General features: G+C 40.2%; 21 protein-coding genes. 3 read left to right on the forward strand and 18 right to left on the reverse strand.

What is annotated here, in order from left to right; translation table 11 throughout:
- Positions 1-184 precede the first annotated feature (184 nt).
- Together ABT996_RS07675 and ABT996_RS07680 are read right to left on the reverse strand one after the other, a co-directional pair.
- Positions 185-577 carry a CvfD/Ygs/GSP13 family RNA-binding post-transcriptional regulator gene (locus ABT996_RS07675; protein ID WP_010688031.1) on the reverse strand — a complete coding sequence of 131 codons (393 nt, stop codon included), beginning with the start codon at positions 575-577 and terminating at the stop codon, positions 185-187.
- A 12-nt stretch (positions 578-589) separates the two neighbouring features.
- Complete coding sequence (locus ABT996_RS07680; protein ID WP_035449125.1) at positions 590-1,162, reverse strand: peptidylprolyl isomerase; 573 nt, start codon at positions 1,160-1,162, stop codon at positions 590-592.
- 145 nt (positions 1,163-1,307) lie between these two features.
- On the opposite strand from ABT996_RS07680, the gene ABT996_RS07685 reads away from it, so the two are divergent.
- The gene (locus ABT996_RS07685) at positions 1,308-2,315 is read left to right on the forward strand and encodes an NAD(P)/FAD-dependent oxidoreductase (protein WP_035449131.1); all 1,008 of its coding nucleotides are present in this window, start codon (positions 1,308-1,310) and stop codon (positions 2,313-2,315) included.
- Positions 2,316-2,460: 145 nt separating this feature from the next.
- Positions 2,461-3,102, forward strand: a complete 642-nt coding sequence (locus ABT996_RS07690) for a VTT domain-containing protein (RefSeq protein ID WP_035449133.1) — start codon at positions 2,461-2,463, stop codon at positions 3,100-3,102.
- Positions 3,103-3,128: 26 nt separating this feature from the next.
- On the opposite strand, the gene ABT996_RS07695 is transcribed toward ABT996_RS07690, so the two are convergent.
- The 16 genes from ABT996_RS07695 to ccpA form a co-directional block, all read right to left on the reverse strand.
- The gene (locus ABT996_RS07695) at positions 3,129-3,776 is read right to left on the reverse strand and encodes a TIGR01906 family membrane protein (RefSeq protein ID WP_035449135.1); all 648 of its coding nucleotides are present in this window, start codon (positions 3,774-3,776) and stop codon (positions 3,129-3,131) included.
- Positions 3,764-4,534, reverse strand: coding sequence for a TIGR01457 family HAD-type hydrolase (locus ABT996_RS07700; RefSeq protein ID WP_010688036.1), 771 nt, complete (start codon positions 4,532-4,534; stop codon positions 3,764-3,766). The genes ABT996_RS07695 and ABT996_RS07700 overlap by 13 nt, the downstream gene beginning before the upstream one ends.
- 16 nt (positions 4,535-4,550) lie before the next feature.
- Positions 4,551-5,132 carry a YutD family protein gene (locus tag ABT996_RS07705; protein WP_035449137.1) on the reverse strand — a complete coding sequence of 194 codons (582 nt, stop codon included), beginning with the start codon at positions 5,130-5,132 and terminating at the stop codon, positions 4,551-4,553.
- 286 nt (positions 5,133-5,418) lie between these two features.
- Complete coding sequence (locus ABT996_RS07710; RefSeq protein WP_035449140.1) at positions 5,419-6,795, reverse strand: amino acid permease; 1,377 nt, start codon at positions 6,793-6,795, stop codon at positions 5,419-5,421.
- Positions 6,796-6,947: 152 nt separating this feature from the next.
- A complete protein-coding gene (locus ABT996_RS07715; protein ID WP_035449142.1) occupies positions 6,948-7,958 on the reverse strand; it encodes a class I SAM-dependent methyltransferase in 1,011 nt (336 codons plus the stop codon).
- Positions 7,959-8,032: 74 nt separating this feature from the next.
- On the reverse strand, positions 8,033-8,314 hold the full coding sequence (locus tag ABT996_RS07720; RefSeq protein ID WP_010688041.1) for a hypothetical protein: 282 nt from the start codon (positions 8,312-8,314) through the stop codon (positions 8,033-8,035).
- Complete coding sequence (locus tag ABT996_RS07725; protein ID WP_146024647.1) at positions 8,311-8,811, reverse strand: competence type IV pilus minor pilin ComGF; 501 nt, start codon at positions 8,809-8,811, stop codon at positions 8,311-8,313. Before ABT996_RS07725 ends, ABT996_RS07720 begins: the two co-directional genes overlap by 4 nt.
- Positions 8,750-9,004 carry a hypothetical protein gene (locus ABT996_RS07730; RefSeq protein ID WP_010688043.1) on the reverse strand — a complete coding sequence of 85 codons (255 nt, stop codon included), beginning with the start codon at positions 9,002-9,004 and terminating at the stop codon, positions 8,750-8,752. Before ABT996_RS07730 ends, ABT996_RS07725 begins: the two co-directional genes overlap by 62 nt.
- Positions 9,005-9,012: 8 nt before the next feature.
- A complete protein-coding gene (locus ABT996_RS07735) occupies positions 9,013-9,447 on the reverse strand; it encodes a comG operon protein 4 (comGD) (protein WP_225361430.1) in 435 nt (144 codons plus the stop codon).
- On the reverse strand, positions 9,444-9,746 hold the full coding sequence (locus ABT996_RS07740; RefSeq protein WP_010688045.1) for a prepilin-type N-terminal cleavage/methylation domain-containing protein: 303 nt from the start codon (positions 9,744-9,746) through the stop codon (positions 9,444-9,446). The genes ABT996_RS07735 and ABT996_RS07740 overlap by 4 nt, the downstream gene beginning before the upstream one ends.
- Positions 9,743-10,792: a competence type IV pilus assembly protein ComGB gene (comGB, locus tag ABT996_RS07745; protein ID WP_081797098.1), complete on the reverse strand. Its 1,050-nt coding sequence runs from the start codon at positions 10,790-10,792 to the stop codon at positions 9,743-9,745. The genes ABT996_RS07740 and comGB overlap by 4 nt, the downstream gene beginning before the upstream one ends.
- On the reverse strand, positions 10,737-11,711 hold the full coding sequence (gene comGA, locus ABT996_RS07750) for a competence type IV pilus ATPase ComGA (protein ID WP_035449151.1): 975 nt from the start codon (positions 11,709-11,711) through the stop codon (positions 10,737-10,739). The genes comGB and comGA overlap by 56 nt, the downstream gene beginning before the upstream one ends.
- Before the next feature lie 109 nt (positions 11,712-11,820).
- Positions 11,821-12,747, reverse strand: coding sequence for a ribokinase (gene rbsK, locus ABT996_RS07755; protein ID WP_010688047.1), 927 nt, complete (start codon positions 12,745-12,747; stop codon positions 11,821-11,823).
- Between the two features lie 165 nt (positions 12,748-12,912).
- On the reverse strand, positions 12,913-13,644 hold the full coding sequence (locus tag ABT996_RS07760; protein ID WP_035449154.1) for a YebC/PmpR family DNA-binding transcriptional regulator: 732 nt from the start codon (positions 13,642-13,644) through the stop codon (positions 12,913-12,915).
- Between the two features lie 82 nt (positions 13,645-13,726).
- Positions 13,727-14,239 carry a VanZ family protein gene (locus ABT996_RS07765; protein ID WP_010688048.1) on the reverse strand — a complete coding sequence of 171 codons (513 nt, stop codon included), beginning with the start codon at positions 14,237-14,239 and terminating at the stop codon, positions 13,727-13,729.
- A 54-nt stretch (positions 14,240-14,293) separates the two neighbouring features.
- Positions 14,294-15,301, reverse strand: coding sequence for a catabolite control protein A (gene ccpA / locus ABT996_RS07770; protein ID WP_010688049.1), 1,008 nt, complete (start codon positions 15,299-15,301; stop codon positions 14,294-14,296).
- A gap of 208 nt (positions 15,302-15,509) precedes the next feature.
- Between ccpA and ABT996_RS07775 the strand changes: the two genes are divergently transcribed.
- On the forward strand, positions 15,510-16,610 hold the full coding sequence (locus tag ABT996_RS07775; protein WP_035449155.1) for a M24 family metallopeptidase: 1,101 nt from the start codon (positions 15,510-15,512) through the stop codon (positions 16,608-16,610).
- Positions 16,611-16,660 lie beyond the last annotated feature (50 nt).

Raw genomic sequence — 16,660 nt, forward strand, 5'->3', positions numbered from 1 at the left:
CTGTAACAAATCAGCTTAAATATAATATCATGATTTTCAAGATGATGTCAACATCTTTTTTATATTATATTTTTAAGTAACTGCTCTGCATCAGCAACTTTTATAGTATACCAACATCAGTGAAAGAACGTCAATATTTTTTTATAAAAAAAAGCAGAAATTTTTTATTTCTGCTCCAAATACTTTATTTTCCGGCTGCAATGTCGGCCAAAGCTTCATCGACCCAACGATCCAAACGTTTGGCTATTGGGGTAAAACCTTCATATACATGTCGATTAGTCCAATATTTCTTATGCTGATAACGCGTATGCCGTGGTTGGTTAAAATCAAAAGTCTTCTCCAAACATCTGACCGAAAGCGAGATCTTTTGAGTATACTCATCGATATCGATGATCATCACTCGCACTCTTTGTCCGACTTTTAAATAATTTTGGATATCATCTACAAAACCATGATGGCACTCGGAAATATGGATCAATCCCTGTGTCTCCTCGTCAAGCGCGACAAAAGCACCATAAGGTTGGATCCCGGTCACATATCCTTCCAGTACCATTCCGATACGATAAGTTATTTCCATGATCAACTACCTCTATAGTATTTCGATATTTTTAATTACAATTTCTTTTTTAGGTTTATCGCCCCAACCAGTCTTAGCTTTAGCAATTTTATCAACTACTTCCATACCAGAAATGACCTGACCAAAAACAGTATGGCGTCCATCTAACCAAGGGGTCCCGCCTTGACGATATGCTTGAACTATTTCTTTAGGATAGGTCGTTAATTGCTTGATAATACGCTTAGGCATATTTTTATTTTGAACGATAAAGAATTGACTTCCATTCGTATTAGGGCCAGCATTGGCCATTGAAACAGCGCCCCGTAAATTATAAAGCTCCTCGGAAAACTCATCTTCAAAGGCTTCACCCCAGATACTTTCGCCCCCCATTCCAGTTCCAGTAGGGTCGCCGGTCTGGATCATAAAATCTGAGATCACACGATGAAAGATAACGCCATCGTAGTAGCCGTTTTTGGCCAAAGTCACAAAATTTTCGACCGTTTTAGGGGCTTGCTCAGGGAAAAGTGCCAAGGTTATCTCGCCCAAATTTGTTTTGATGACCGCACTTGGGATCAATTTACCAGTGTCTAATTGTAAAAACTCCATCTATTATTTCTTCCTTATCTCTATAAATATATCTTTCATTTAGATATGATACTTTAACTCACAAGTTATTGCCAATTTTATTTTACACCTTTAATATGATATTGTAACTTTAACCGACAAGAATTATGAAGGGAGCAACCTCTTTATGGTAGCTAAAGAATTTTATGATATTACGATCATCGGTGGTGGTCCAGTTGGCATGTTTGCGGCGACCTATGCTCGGATGCGCTTGGCCAAAACCCAGATCATCGAAAGTTTAGGACAGTTAGGGGGGCAAGTCAGCGCCTTATTCCCTGCGAAAAGGATCTACGACATCCCTGCTTTTCCCGAGATCACCGGAACAGAATTGATCGATCATCTAAAACAACAAGTCGAAAAATTCGATCCTGATATCTTTTTAAATGAACGCGTGGAAAGCTTCACCCAAATCGATGGTGGCTTTGAGATCAAAACTTCCAAGCGAACAACTTATTCAAAAACGATCATTATCGCTACTGGAGCTGGGGCTTTTGAACCACGTAAATTAAAGGTAGCAGCAGCAGAAAGATTCGAAGGCAAACAACTCCACTATTTTGTCAAAGATCTCAAGGACTTTAGTGATAAAGAAGTGGCGATCGCAGGTGGTGGTGACTCAGCAGTTGATTGGGCTTTAGAATTAGCACCGATCGCTAAAGCTGTTCACTTGATCCACCGACGGGATAAATTCAGAGCTTTAGAATCTAGTGTTTCGGCGCTGAAAGAAACCGACACGATCCTACACACCCCATATTTGATCACTGATCTTTCTTCTATCCAAGATAAACTTTGCATCAGCCTGGAAAAACCTCGAAGTGCTGAGAAAAAAGAATTGACTGTCGATCACCTTCTAGTCAATTACGGGTTTGCCTCAAGTTCCAAGTTACTCGAAAGTTGGGCACTCGAACTTGACCATCATAATATCGCGGTCAATGCTAAAAATGAGACCTCGATCCCTGGCGTTTACGCGATCGGGGATATCGCCGCCCAAGCTGATAAATTAAATTTGATGGCCACCGGTTTTGGCGAAGCTCCTAGCGTCATCAATAGCGCACTACTGCGGATCTATCCGGAAAAACGCCAACCTGCTCATAGTACGCAGCTAATTAAAAAATTTGAAGCTGCTCAAGATAATTAAGTACATTAAGCTAAAAGTGTAGTATATTTATATAAGAGAGTAAACGCTACTGTCGGCACTCTCCTATAGTTGTCAAAAATCAACAACTACAATTACGAAAGGAATATGTTCATGTTTTTACAGCCGACAATGAACGCCTATAGCAATGTCACAACTAATTGATTTTATCTTACACATCGATGTCCACTTAGTTACGATCGTTAATCTCTTCGGTGATTGGACTTACCTGATCTTATTTTCGATCATCTTTATCGAGACCGGTGCTGTTATTATGCCGTTTTTACCCGGAGATTCGCTTTTATTTGCCGCCAGTGCAATGTCGGCAAATCCTAAATATAGCCTAGATATTTGGATCTTTGTTGCCCTCTTCTGGTTCGCTGCTGTTTTAGGTGACTCACTTAACTTCTTTATCGGGCATTATCTAGGTAAAAAATTGACTAAGACTAAATTTTTCAGTCGAATCATCAAAGAGTCTGATTTAAAACGAACCGAAGATTTCTTCGACAAGCACGGTGGGATCGCGATCTCATTAGCCCGTTTCATGCCGATCATCCGTACATTGGCACCCTTTGTTTACGGCGGTAGTGGTGGTAATTTCAAGACCTTTATCCGTTACTGTTTGATCGGTGCAACGGCTTGGGTAACACTTTGCTGTGGTGCAGGTTATTTCTTTGGTAATTTCCCGATCGTTAAAGAACATTTCTCCTTGATCATCATCGGGATCATCGCTGTTTCTTTGATTCCAGCGATCATTGGGGCAATCAAATCAAAAACTTCAAAAAAATAATATCAACACAAAAAAACGTGGTCAATTTAAGCGACCACGTTTTTTAATTGCCATTTTCCAATAAGATAGATGCCAAGCAAACTCAAAGTAAATGTTCCCACAAATATGACGAAACACGCTAAAAAATACTCACTTGGCAAAGCATTGATGATCGGATCTAAATTCGGATCAAATATCCAGTCATCATTTCTAAATAACACTTCATGAAAGAAGATAAAAAAATCTTCAAAATCGACCACTATAAAACAAATAAATCCGGCTACGATCAAACTTAGACCATAGATCTTTCCTTGTAAGAGCCAAAGCCGTTTTTTTAGTGTCAGATCATATAAATAACGTAGCGCTGGCCAAGCAGTCAGGGCTAAAACACTATAATTCAAGAAAAATAGCCGTTTGACATCTTCAAAATGCCGCATGCCATTATAGGAGATCGGTAAAGATAATTTGAGCTCTGTGACCCACGGATAATTGAGATATGCCAGCAATGACAAATAGTTATCCCGTAGCCCTTGTTTTGTCAGACCGACCTCTTGATACAGTTTGTAATGGTGCATGAACCACCAGTAAAGTGGATGGAAATTGATCGTTAGCGTTATGCAAAACGTCACTAAAAATAACAGCACCAAAAGCTGGAGCCCGGCCTCTTTTAGATATCGAACGCTTAGACTTTCCATTGGTCTAAAGAATCGAGCTCAACTGTCGGTTTGATAGCTTTATCAGCCACTTGTTCCTTCGTTGAGACGCCTGTATAAACTAAGATCGTATCGATCCCAAAATTGATCCCAGCTTGAATATCCGTCATGTAGTTGTCACCGACCATTGCTACTTGATCTTTAGCTAGACCTAAGCGCTTCAAAGCTTTTTCCATGATTATCGTTTCTGGCTTACCAACATATTGCGCTTTTTGCTGTGTTGCACATTCAACTAAGGCGATCACTGAGCCTGCCCCAGGAACTAAGCCACGCTCATTAGGTAAATTTGTATCTGCATTCGTTCCAATAAAAGTAGCCCCACGCTTGATCGCTAATGTTGCTAATTCAAATTTATGATACGTTACATCATAATCCAACCCTACAACTACATAATCAGGTGTTGTCTCCTCAAATTTAAAGCCTCGATCTAAAATAGCTTGTTTTAGCCCTAATTCACCGATCACATAAGCTGTTCTTTTTTCACTATCCAGATCAGCAATATAGTCTGCTGTCGCTAAGGCCGAAGTAAAAACATTATTGACTGTAACATGAATATCAAAGTTCTTCGCTAAATTAGCAACGACTTTTTCCGGTGCTTGTGTACTATTATTAGTCACAAAGAGAAATGGAATATTTTTAGCCTGTAAATTTTCGATAAAACGTTTCGCAGCTGGGATCTTTTCCTTACCACGGTAGATCGTGCCATCAAGATCGATCATATAGCCTGCATATTTTTTCATTTTGGTAAACTACCCCTTATTTATTTTTTTGGCGGATCGTAAAGCGCCGTTTGCGTTTTTTGACCTGGTCTGTCGTATATTTTTTCGACCGAGGTTGCTTTTTATTTATATCATATACACGTTGTGCTGTATATGGCTTTTGCGACTTTTCTTTTCTATTTTGTGTCCGCCGCTTATGGCTGGTCTTTTTATTTTTACCACTGTTATGCGATGGTGTTGGAGTCTGAACGTCTAAGTTGCGCAAGACAAAATAAGCACAGCCAAAATTACAGTATTCGTAAAGATAATCCTGTAAGCGTTCAATGCTTTGCGTCGGTGTTCCTTTATTGCTACCGGCAGCATAAAAGCCTCGCAGCCGCAATTGATCATAACCCCAATCACCTACAATGTAATCATACTTGGTCAAAATATTGCTAAAACGTTCCTCTAACTTTTCGACCTCAAATCCATTGCGATAATTCTTCTCTAAAATATATGGGCGCCCATCGATCAACATCTGGGTAGGACTTTGCAAGATAACTTCACTCGCAAAAGCTTTGATCGTCTCAGCTTTCTTAGCTAGCTGTGCTTCTCTGCGTTCCTTTTTTTCACTATTCAAAAAAATTCCTGCTATATAAAATGTAGTCAAGCATATTGCTTGCGAAAGAAATATAGCCTCTCCTTTCTTAGATTTTTTTGTCTCATTCACACCACATTTGTCTTTCGGGTGAATCACATATACTATCATGATTGATATATCTCTAATATAGTATAGCTGAAAATCACGTAAAAGGTAACTGCTTAGACCAAAGCAAAAATAGTGGCGCTCAAAAAATGCGCCAAGGGTCCCACCACGATGCAAAAAATACGCATCATAGTAGGACCCTCGTTATTCATACGACATTCTATTGATTTTCAGATAAATGCTTCTTACGCAATTTATTCAACATAAAGAGTGCTGCAAACCAAACTAATGAAGCTAGCAACGCGATCAAAGTGGCTTGTTCAAAGCACATGATCACACAAACAAAAGCTAAAAAGATCAAGACAGCATAGTCTGATGCTGGATAAAGTGGCATCTTGAAATTAGATTCATTTTTTTGTCCCTTAGCTTTCAACTCTTTACGATATTTCAAGTGAGCGACCACGATCGCACCCCAAATAAAGAGGAAACATGTTGTTGCTACACTCGAGATAAAAGTAAAGAGAGATGTGTTTGGGATCACCAAGTTGGCTACGACTGTTAAAGCGATCACTGCTGTTGAAAAGCGGATCGCATTAGCTGGAACTTGATGCCGTGAAAGTTTGCTCATCTTTTTAGCAAAGCGACCTTTTTCTTTATATGTCAAAGAAAAGACCATTCGACCAGTATTAAAGATTGAACTATTACATGCTGAAGCAGCTGCTGTTAAAACAACAAAATTAATAATTCCAGCCGCAGCAGGAATACCAATATTTTCAAAAACTTGAACAAATGGACTTTGATCTGGTGTGATCGATCGCCAAGGATAGATACACATCAAGGCTAGTAATGAGCCCACATAAAAAATAATTATCCGAAGTGGGATCTCATTGATCGCCTTAGGGATCACGGTTTTAGGATCTTGTGTCTCAGAAGCAGTGACACCGATCATTTCGATCCCGATAAAACCAAATGTTACCATTTGAAATGACATCAAAAATCCACCTAAACCTTTAGGGAAAAGGCCACCATAATCAACTAAATTCATCACAGAAGCATGTCCACTAGGTGTTTCATAACCGATCACGACCAAAACGATCCCGATCACGATCAATGCAATGATCGCAATGACCTTGATCAACGCAAACCAGAATTCAGTTTCACCAAACAAAGCAACGGTGATCAAATTCAGGGCCAGCAAGATCGCTAAGATGACAAAACCAGGGATCCACTCGGGAATATGTGGGAACCAATAATGGATGTACATCCCACTTGCCGTCACATCAGCCATCGCGATCGTGATCCAACAGACCCAATACGTCCAGCCGGTGATAAAACCAATATCTTTGCCTAAATAGCGTTCAATAAAATCAATAAACGAATGGCTCTTTAAATCTGAAAGTAGCAATTCCCCCATCGCACGCATCAACAAGAAACAGATCGCACCTGTTATAAGATAGGCTAAGACGATCGAAGGTCCTGCTAACTGGATCGATTTTCCTGAACCTAAAAATAGCCCGGTCCCGATCGTTCCGCCTAATGCGATCAGCTGGACATGCCGGCTCTTTAAGCCACGGGCATATTGCTCTTCATTTTCCATCAAAAAACTCCTTTAATATTTCATATAATTAAGTTTAGCTTAATCTTTTAGTTAAGTAAAATTCAACTATTTCATTTTTAGATGAATAAAATTCAACCACAGGAACAAATAAAGAGTTACTCCCCCTTTTAGGGAAAGTAACTCTTTATCTTTTAAGCAAAGTTTTGGGCTTGCCAGTTATCGATCTCTTTCATAAATTCAACAAACTCCGATTGATTTTTCATCAGTGGAAATTCTCCTAGCAAGATAGGTTCAGCTTGCTTAGCTTGTGCTCCCTTCTTTTGCAGGAGCAAGATCGATTTTTGTGAATTTTCATTGATAAATAGTTGCTGTGGTAAATTGAGTAGTCCTTGCAAATAGCCTTTTTCTTGGATCAATTGCAGTAATCGTTTAGCTTCAGGCGCTTCAAACATCCCACGTGGAACGACAAAAACGCCCCAACCGCCAGCTACTAATTGCTCAAGCGCTTGTTCGATCAATAGATAATGCACGTAAGAATGCCCTTCAGCGAATGCTGTCTGATACTCTTTTGCCCGACTATCAAGTGGATAATAACCGACCGGCAGATCAGCTACGACAATATCAGCTGGTGGTACTTGCAACTCAGCCAATGCATCTTGATGGATTAATTGCGTTTTACTTTGCATCAATTCAGCCGAGATATTGGCTAAAGCTAACATCGTATCATCGTTGTCGACCCCATAGACGTCAAGCTCTTTCCAGCCACTCTTCTCTAAGGTGCTCAGGATCGCTGATAACAAATTTCCTGTCCCAACTGTTAGATCCAACAATTTTAGGCCAGCCGTATATTTCCCAACTTTTTCGATCAGATATGCTAATAAAAATCCGATCGTATCGGGTGTCATTTGGTGATTTACTTGGACTTTTTCACGCTTATAAGCTTGTAAAAGGCACAATTGCAATACTGAGCGTTGTTCTTCTTTAGATAGAGAAGCTAAATCGATCTTTTGGTAGAGATCTTTTAGCTTAGCGACTGTTGCTTCATCTGGTGTTCCATCTTCAACATGAACTCGACCATCATCTAACAAATTCTCGAATGTCTCGATCAAAGCATCTAATGCTGAACATTCCACATTTTTTTGCAAGAGCTCGATCGCTTCATTCAATAATTGAAATTTTTCTTCTACTTTTGCTAATGCCATTTTTCACACCCTAATCAACTTTTTTACTAATGTCTTATTATCGCACATCCTACTAGAATTTCAAGTCGTGGTATCTAGTCGATTTGATCCAGGGTATATTTTTGGCCATTGGGAAGAAGCACTCTGACTTGATCTTTTAACATTTCCACTTGTCCTTGAGCTGAACTCGCCTTTTGCCCAGGCTTTAAATCAAGTTTTTGGGCTAACACAGCTAAGGTACGCGCACGATAATACATGCTTTGCCGTTGATATGTCAATTGCTGGAGCTGGTGTCCTAACAATTGCGCATAAAAAACAGCAGTCACCAAAACTAACATCAATAGTGCTGAACTCAGCAATGTTCCTTTTAGTTTCATAGTCCACTTTCTTTCTGTAGTGGTAAACTAAAGGTCGTCTGATAAGTCCTTTGATCGATCTGGACGGTTATTTTTATCGTCTTATCTTGCTTGATAGCACGAAAACTAGATACTCGATATAATAACGGCATATAACCACCAGATGCCGTCTCCATGATCACTTTATCACGTTCACTTTCATAATGAACGATATAATCTTTTTTAGCTTTTCGACTATACAAATAGATATTTTCCACATTTTCACCTGGCTTTTTTACTAAGGCAAAATGTTGGCGCTCATTTTGTAGCAAACTCACAAAACGTTCCCACTCAAACTGATCAATTTCCTGTTTTGCTACCATTTGTTTTTGCATATTCGAGCCGATACCCGCTAATAACGCTAGACCCATAGCTGTCACTACTAGCACAACCGTGGCCTCGATCAAAGTAAAGCCCCTAATCTTTGTGCAATTCAAGTGTAACTGGATGCCCGGCTCGATCTGTGATCTGAACTTCAATTTTTCCCCCTTTAGCTTTTGTCGTTTGTGCTTGACTCTGCACTAGTAACTTTTGAGCTACTTGAACTTGTAAATAAGCTTGTGTTGTCGCTTGATGCAAACGCAGATCTGTCAGATACAATAACGTACTGATGACTAATAACACACTCATCCCACTGAGTGCATCAGCCAACAAAAAAGCCCGTACGTGCACACTATCACCTACCTTTTAACATGTTCTTCGATCCGATATTGTGTGCCATACCCTAATTGAAAATGCACTTGATACTCTTTACCTAAAGTTGAAGTAAAAGTTTCCGTCGTAGGACTAAGTGAACCTAGACCACTCACCGATAACTCTTGGTGATCGGTCGTCGGCGTCAATGATTTTGGGTATATCAGAATTTTTAAGGTCTTTTGGCCAACACTAAACTTGACCTGTTTTGGTTCAAATTGGATCCAAGTATATTGCTTTTGTTGTTCTCCTTGATAGATCGCTGCAAACCAGGTTTGACGCAATTCATTAAAGAACAGCTTTTCTTGTAAACTAGCTAATGTATGCGTCCCTGGACCGATCCCAAATAAAAATATACAAGTTGCAATAAAAAGCGTTAAGGTCACTTCAACCAGCGTAAAGCCTTGAACTTTCATGGTCATTGATCTTTCTTTTCGACTTTAAGATGATGTTTTTCGATGGCAGCGACTTGCTTAGCTGTCAAATATCCAGCTTTTTCGAGATCTGTTGGAGCAACATTTTCCATCGCCGTTCCTTTTTCATCGGCATATAGTTGAGCTTGGGTATCCAACTCGGCTTGTAAGGCTTGAGTGTTGACATTTTCAGCATTGGAACGCTGTTTAGCGACGTTAGGAATGATGATCAAGATCAACAAACTGATGATAAAGATCACGATCGCCATTTCCACCAAAGTGAAGGCTTTCATCTTAGTTTTTTTCATTTATATAGTCCCCCTAAACTTGAATATAGCGGTAATAATAACGCTAAGTATGTGCAAATGATCACTATTGCGATCACCATAAACAATAACGGTTGGATCCAAGCTAACAACTGATTCGTTTTCTCTAATAATTTTTGATAGGCGAGTTTGGAATAAGCCAATAGATCTTTACCGATCTCTTCTTTCGAACGACCTTTTTGAAAAAAAAGCGCCAATTCAGGTGAAATAAATGGATAGTACCCCAAGATCTGTGCCAAATTTTCTCCACGGGCTAACCGCCGTGAAAAGGCATGACCCAAGTGATAAAGTAGACTTTTTTCCTCAAACTGTTCTAGCAATCTACAAATTTGTTGAAACTCCAAACCACTTTCGATCAGTAATCCCAAATTAAAGGTCAAATAATAACAATTATATTGACGATATAGGCTACCAACGATCGGTAAGCTGCTATACCAACTGTGCCGCCCCAAGATCGACTGCTTTTTCCACCAGTAAAAAAAGTAGAGTCCCCCTAAGCTTAATAAACTCAACAAGACCAGACCACCCAATTTAACAAAGTTCAGATAGGAAAATGGATCTTTACCAGTCGTTGAGACTGAAAATTGTGCGATCTCAGGCGCCAACCATATCTTCAAAGCGATCATCAAAAAAAATAATAATCCTAAAATGATCGCTGGGTATAACAACAATGACTGTAACTTCTCACGTTGTTGCACACGCTTTTTTAGGTACTTTCCTAACTGCAAAACACTTTGATCTACACTACCATGTTTTTCAGCAATCACAAGCTGACAGTAAATATTAGTTGTCACCTTAGATCTTAAGGCCTGACTGAAGCTTTGACCGTTTTCTAACTCTGCGATCACCGTCGCCAACCCATTTTTGGGCAAAAACATCTTTAAACTCTGTAAGGCTTGTTTGAGTGAAAAGCCTGCCGTTAAGAGATCAGCTAAGAGATCAAAAAAATTCGCTTGTTGTCGCAAAGTCCACTTAGCCATATACAAATTTTTTCGCTGTCGCAACGGTAATTTTTCCCTTAGTCGCATTTTGTTCAAGATAGCGCCCCCAATCTGCTGACATCCCACTATTTGCTCGCTCTACATTTGCGCTAAAAAGCTCATCTTGCTGAATGATGTCAAACAAAACCGCTTGGCTTTTTGACTTTAATGGTAGCAAACGTTGATATGAGACCAATTGCAAAACACTTTCCAATTCTGACCACGTGATCCCTAGGTCGGCTAAACGCTCGATAACACCATAAGCACTGGTTGCATGCAACGTACTCAAAACTAAATGCCCACTTAAAGCAGCTGTCAACACAGCACGAGCAGTTTGCCGATCACGGATCTCACCGACGATAAAGATATCTGGATGATGTCTTAACGCGGCTTTGAGCAAAGTCGAATAATCCATTTGAGCCTTTGGATTTACTTGGACTTGCAAAAAACTATCTTCTCTGATCTCGATCGGATCTTCAATACACATTACCTGCTGTTGCTTTTGATTTTTAGCCAGTTGATACATTGCTGTGGTCTTTCCCGAACCCATCGGACCAGCAAAAATAACCAGTCCCCGTTTTTGACACGCTTGTTCTAAGAGCGTCCATTGCTCAGGTACTAAATATTGATATTTGACGCTTTTTAGTGGATATATCAATCGAATGACCATTGATTCTCGACCTAAAAAATCACCAACTGTCGAAAAACGCAGGTACAGCTGCTGCTTGCCGATCTTTTGTTGCCACGCACCTAATTGTGGCCTCCGATGTTCACTTAGCATCATATCCGCTTTGAACTTAAAAAAGGCCAGCAACTTTTGGGCTTGTTCAAAAGTTAATTCACTTTGGACAAGATAACGATCACGGATAAAGTATTTAACTTGATAACACGTTTTGGTCGGCAAAAGTAAAATATCTAAGGCCGATACAGCTACCGCATCCGTCAATAGTTTCGTTGCTAATTCCATCTTTCATCCCTCCTTCACTTTATAAATACGCAAAGCAGGGAAAAATATTTTTTGAATTTTGGGATAAAAAAAATGACTGCCGCAACAGTCATCAAATGTCGTTATATTATTAAAAATTCGCTTCACCTAAAGCGTCATTGACTTCACTTAATTGTGGGATCGATGGGATCGCCCCCAATTTTTGTACAGCCAAAGCCGAAGCCATGCTAGCAAAAACGATCGCTTCTTCAATATTAGAGAGATCTTTGTGTAATTGCGAACTAAGCGCACCTAGGAAAGTGTCACCTGCTGCTGTCGTATCCAAAGTAGCAACTTTAAAAGCCTTGATAAAGCCTTCAGCAGTTGTCGTCTTATAGTAAGCACCCTTACTTCCTAAAGTGATGATCGTATTTTTCACACCCATTTTAGCTAACTTAGCTGCAGCTTGATGCCAAGATTCTTCTTCATCGATCTTGATCTCAGTCAACAATTCTGTTTCGGTCTCATTTAATACGATCAGATCAACATTTTTAAGCAATGCTTCTGGCACACGTTTGGCCGGTGCAGGATTTAAGATCGTTACCACATCATTTTCTTTAGCATATTTAAAAGCCGTGATCGAAGCTTCGATCGGTGTTTCAAACTGAGTGATCAAGAAATCTGCTGTTGTGATCTTTTCCTTGGCAGCTTCGATATCGTCATCAGTGATCGCTTGATTAGCACCGCCTAAGACGAGAATACTATTTTCACCGTTTTCTTGTAATAAAATAAATGCTTGGCCAGTTTCTTCAGTTGCCAACGTCACACTAGTTGCATCGATCTTTGCATCTTCGAGGTAACCCTTCATCAAACGTCCCTGTTCGTCAGCTCCTACTTTACCGATAAAAGCGGTTTGGGCCCCAGAGCGAGCAGCAGCGATCGCTTGGTTAGCACCCTTGCCTCCTCCTGCAATTTTTTTAGCTGACATCGTCATTGTTTCACCGGGCAACGGCAGACGCTTGACTTGCATGATATTATCGACGTTCAAGCTGCCTAAAACTGTTACTCTATTGACCATAGTTCCCTCCATAAGTTTTATTACTAGCATATCTTTTAACGTAATTTGAAAATCCAAATCTTTAGTCACAGTCCATATTATAGCATAAATAGCGTTAAAATACTTGGCATTCCTGGATTTTTATGTAAAATAAAAGGGCTGCAAAAATTGCAACCCTATGTTTAATTAGTCTTCATCTGGAAATTCAGCTGAAGTAAATACTTCAGACACATCATCTTCGTCTTCAAGGCGATCGATCAAACGTTGTAATTGTTCGACCTTGTCTTCTGGAACTGGGACCGTATTTTGTGGTACCATCGTGATCTCAGCTGAATATAAGTCATACTTAGCTTGTAAAGCATCACGTACATCTTCGAAGATCTTTGGTTCTGTATAGATCTCAAAGACTTCATCAGATGTTTGCAGATCTTCAGCACCTGCTTCAATCACATCTTCAAACATTTGATCTTCATCCACATCTAGGTCTTCACGCACGATCGCAATGTAACCTTTACGATCAAACATGAAACTAACGGAACCTGTTTCACCTAAGTTACCGCCATTACGGTTGAAATCAGTCCGCACAGCCGAAGCAGTCCGGTTACGGTTATCTGTCAAAGCGTGAACTAAGATCGCTACCCCAGCTGGGCCATAACCTTCATAAGTGATCTCTTCGTAGTTAGCACCATTTGCACCAGTAGCTTTATCAAGGGCACGTTTGATGTTATCTTTTGGCATGTTAGCAGCACGTGCTTTTTCCATTACAAGGCGCAATTGTGGGTTGGCGTCTGGGTCAGGACCGCCACTCTTTGCAGCCATGTATAGATCTCGCGAGATTTTTTGGAAAATTTTTCCACGTTTTGCATCTTGAGCGTTTTTACGCCCTTGGATGTTATGCCATTTTGAATGTCCTGACATTTCTAATACCTCTTTCCGAAAAGTAAAATTTAGCAATAAGCCGTGTATATTTTAACAAAAAATATTATCCGTTGCAAGATTCTCAACGATTTCGCCGTTTTTGCAACCTATATAAAAACAATACTGCCAACATGACCCCTAATAACGCTCCACAGGAATCTAAGATCACATCTTGGATCAGTGGTGTCCGGTCACCAGTAAACATTTGGTGAAGTTCATCAGTCTCGGCATAAAGCGTTGCTAACGCCCAACTAACAAACGCTACGTGTCCTAACTTAGACCAATAGCGGGCGAGTCCTAAAGCGGTAAGCCCTCCTAGTAGAAAATATGTCCCAAAATGGGCCCCTTTGCGGATAAAAAATTCCACAAATTTATAATAGCCAATATTTGCGATACTGATCTCTTTCCCAGCATATCTGAATGAAATTTGACTTAACCAATTTTCGAGTGGCTTTTGGGCTAGATGCTGTTCTAAAAATGGGACTGAAGTTTGTTTAGTGTAGGGCATTGATGAACTGATAAACAATACGAGTATAATGAGCCCAGCCCCAAATAAACATAAATTTTGCCAATTAAATAATTTGTTTGTTTTCATTTTTTATCTTTATGACCAAAAACGAGCAAGGGCTTTCCCTGCTCGTTAGGTGACTTATTTAGTTGAAGCGCGCTTGATATAGCCGTATGGTAATTCGATCGTCTTTTCATCTGAAGACATATCTTCTTTATTCATCATCTTAGTCAAGAAGCGCATTGAGACCGCACCGATATCATACAGTGGTTGTGTGATCGAAGAAAGCTGTGGTCGAACGATCTCAGTCAACTTAGAATTGTTGCTGGTAATGATCTCAAACTCAGCTGGTACTTTGACCCCTGCATCCTTAGCCCCGTTCAAAACACCACAGGCTAATTCGTCATCCCCGACAAAAGCAGCTGTTGCTTTAGCCGATGCCAACGCAGGCCATAAAACTTCACCTGCACGATAGCTATAGTCTGTTTCAAATACAAGATCTGGATCATATTCGATACCATGCTTAGCCAAAACGTTCTTGTAACCCTTCAAACGGTATTCACCGTTGATCGGATCACTCATTGGTCCGGTGATGAAAGCTACTCGCTTGTTACCGTGGTTGATCAGATCAGCTACGGCTTCTTCGACCGCAGCCACGTAGTCAACATGGACACTTTCAACTTCATTTTTAGCATCAACTGAACCCGCTAAGACGATCGGTGTCTTAGAGCGGGTAAATTGTGCGCGTAACTCGTCTGTCAAATTGTTGCCCATAAAGATGATCCCATCAACTTGTTTAGCCAATAAAGTATTTAAAACTTGTGCTTCCTTTTGAGGATTGCCATCGGAGTTAGCTAAAATAATGTTATATTTGTACATTGAAGCTACGTCGTCGATCCCACGAGCTAAAGAAGAAAAATAGACGTTTGTCACATCAGGGATAATGACCCCGACTGTGGTAGTCTTTTTACTTGCCAAGCCACGAGCGACCGCATTTGGACGGTAATCCAAACGATCGATAACTTCAAGCACTTTTTTACGTGTTGCCGGTTTAACATTTGGGTTGCCATTAACGACCCGTGAGACCGTAGCCATTGAGACAGCAGCTTCACGTGCAACATCGTAGATTGTAATTGTTTGTTTTTCCATGGTTTTATCCTCTCACTAATTTTATTTTCAAAATCGTTTTCATTGCGACCCTATTTAATTTATCAAAGTTTTTAGCCAATTGCAAGCGTTTCAAGAATTTGTAAGCTTCTTTTCATGTATTTTCATTTTCAAAGATATCTAGCCATCACTTATTGCTAAAGTGTGTTATAATGTAGTCGCTTTGAAAACAATTAAAGGAAGTGCTTTTATGTCACATCTTAATACTATCCAAACATGGTTGGCTGACAACAACTTGGATATTGCTTATATCAGTGATTGGAAAAACATCCAATATTTTACCGGCTTTGGTAGCGATCCGTTTGAACGGACACTAGCACTCTTTATCTTCCCGGATAAAGATCCTTTCATCTTCGCACCTGCACTTGAAGTCGAAGCGATCAAAAAAGCCGGCTGGAAATATCCTGTCTATGGCTACTTAGACCATGAAGATCCTTATGCTTTGATCAAAGAACATATCACCGAGTTAGCATCGCCTAAGCATTGGGCTTTGGAAAAAGATAACTTGACGGTAGTTCGCTTTGAAGCTCTCCGCAAATATTTCCCCCAAGCTGAATTTTCCGGCAATCTCTCGCCTGTGATCGAACGTGAAAAGCTCTTTAAGACACCAGAAGAGATCGAATTGCTAAAAACAGCTGGTAAATGGGCTGATATTGCCTTTGAAGCTGGCTTTAAGGCGCTTTCGACCAAACGGACTGAACAAGATGTTGTGGCCGAGATCGAATACACGATGAAGAAAAACGGTATTATGCATATGAGTTTCGATACGATCGTCCAGAGTGGTGCTAATGCTGCTGATCCTCATGGAGCTCCCAAAGCTGATCTTATCAAACCAAATGAACTTTGCTTGTTTGATCTAGGTGTTGATTACAAAGGCTATATGTCTGATGCTTCCCGAACGGTTGCTTTTGGTAAAGTCAGCGATAAAGCTAAGGAGATCTACCAAGTCTGCTTAGAAGCACAATTAGCCGCTCAAGCTGCAGCTAAGCCTGGGATGCGTGCTTTTGAATTAGATAAGATCGCACGTGACATCATCACTAAAGCCGGCTACGGTGAATACTTCATCCATCGCTTAGGACATGGTATCGGTCAAAGCGATCATGAATTTCCATCTATCATGGAAGGAAATGAATTGGTCCTTGAACCTGGCATGTGCTTCTCGATCGAACCTGGGATCTATGTTCCTGGAGTTGCTGGTGTCCGGATCGAAGACTGTGTTTACTTGACTAAAGATGGTAATGAACCATTCACACATACGACCAAAGAACTTCAGATCATCCCTTTAGATTAGAAAATTAGAGTACAAAAATAGCGCTCCAATGATGGGGCGCTATTTTTGTA

The organism is Ligilactobacillus sp. RTP31139st1_D10_RTP31139_211217 (assembly GCF_040226755.1).
Classification (GTDB): Bacteria; Bacillota; Bacilli; order Lactobacillales; family Lactobacillaceae; genus Ligilactobacillus; species Ligilactobacillus animalis.

Bases quoted from the DNA above. Each gene is read 5' to 3' on its own strand.
- ABT996_RS07675 (WP_010688031.1), bottom strand. From the start codon at position 577: ATGGAAATAACTTATCGTATCGGAATGGTACTGGAAGGATATGTGACC.
- ABT996_RS07680 (WP_035449125.1), bottom strand. From the start codon at position 1,162: ATGGAGTTTTTACAATTAGACACTGGTAAATTGATCCCAAGTGCGGTC.
- ABT996_RS07685 (WP_035449131.1), top strand. From the start codon at position 1,308: ATGGTAGCTAAAGAATTTTATGATATTACGATCATCGGTGGTGGTCCA.
- ABT996_RS07690 (WP_035449133.1), top strand. From the start codon at position 2,461: ATGTCACAACTAATTGATTTTATCTTACACATCGATGTCCACTTAGTT.
- ABT996_RS07695 (WP_035449135.1), bottom strand. From the start codon at position 3,776: ATGGAAAGTCTAAGCGTTCGATATCTAAAAGAGGCCGGGCTCCAGCTT.
- ABT996_RS07700 (WP_010688036.1), bottom strand. From the start codon at position 4,534: ATGAAAAAATATGCAGGCTATATGATCGATCTTGATGGCACGATCTAC.
- ABT996_RS07710 (WP_035449140.1), bottom strand. From the start codon at position 6,795: ATGGAAAATGAAGAGCAATATGCCCGTGGCTTAAAGAGCCGGCATGTC.
- ABT996_RS07715 (WP_035449142.1), bottom strand. From the start codon at position 7,958: ATGGCATTAGCAAAAGTAGAAGAAAAATTTCAATTATTGAATGAAGCG.
- ABT996_RS07720 (WP_010688041.1), bottom strand. From the start codon at position 8,314: ATGAAACTAAAAGGAACATTGCTGAGTTCAGCACTATTGATGTTAGTT.
- ABT996_RS07735 (WP_225361430.1), bottom strand. From the start codon at position 9,447: ATGACCATGAAAGTTCAAGGCTTTACGCTGGTTGAAGTGACCTTAACG.
- ABT996_RS07740 (WP_010688045.1), bottom strand. From the start codon at position 9,746: ATGAAAAAAACTAAGATGAAAGCCTTCACTTTGGTGGAAATGGCGATC.
- comGB (WP_081797098.1), bottom strand. From the start codon at position 10,792: ATGCGACTAAGGGAAAAATTACCGTTGCGACAGCGAAAAAATTTGTAT.
- comGA (WP_035449151.1), bottom strand. From the start codon at position 11,711: ATGGAATTAGCAACGAAACTATTGACGGATGCGGTAGCTGTATCGGCC.
- rbsK (WP_010688047.1), bottom strand. From the start codon at position 12,747: ATGGTCAATAGAGTAACAGTTTTAGGCAGCTTGAACGTCGATAATATC.
- ABT996_RS07760 (WP_035449154.1), bottom strand. From the start codon at position 13,644: ATGTCAGGACATTCAAAATGGCATAACATCCAAGGGCGTAAAAACGCT.
- ABT996_RS07765 (WP_010688048.1), bottom strand. From the start codon at position 14,239: ATGAAAACAAACAAATTATTTAATTGGCAAAATTTATGTTTATTTGGG.
- ccpA (WP_010688049.1), bottom strand. From the start codon at position 15,301: ATGGAAAAACAAACAATTACAATCTACGATGTTGCACGTGAAGCTGCT.
- ABT996_RS07775 (WP_035449155.1), top strand. From the start codon at position 15,510: ATGTCACATCTTAATACTATCCAAACATGGTTGGCTGACAACAACTTG.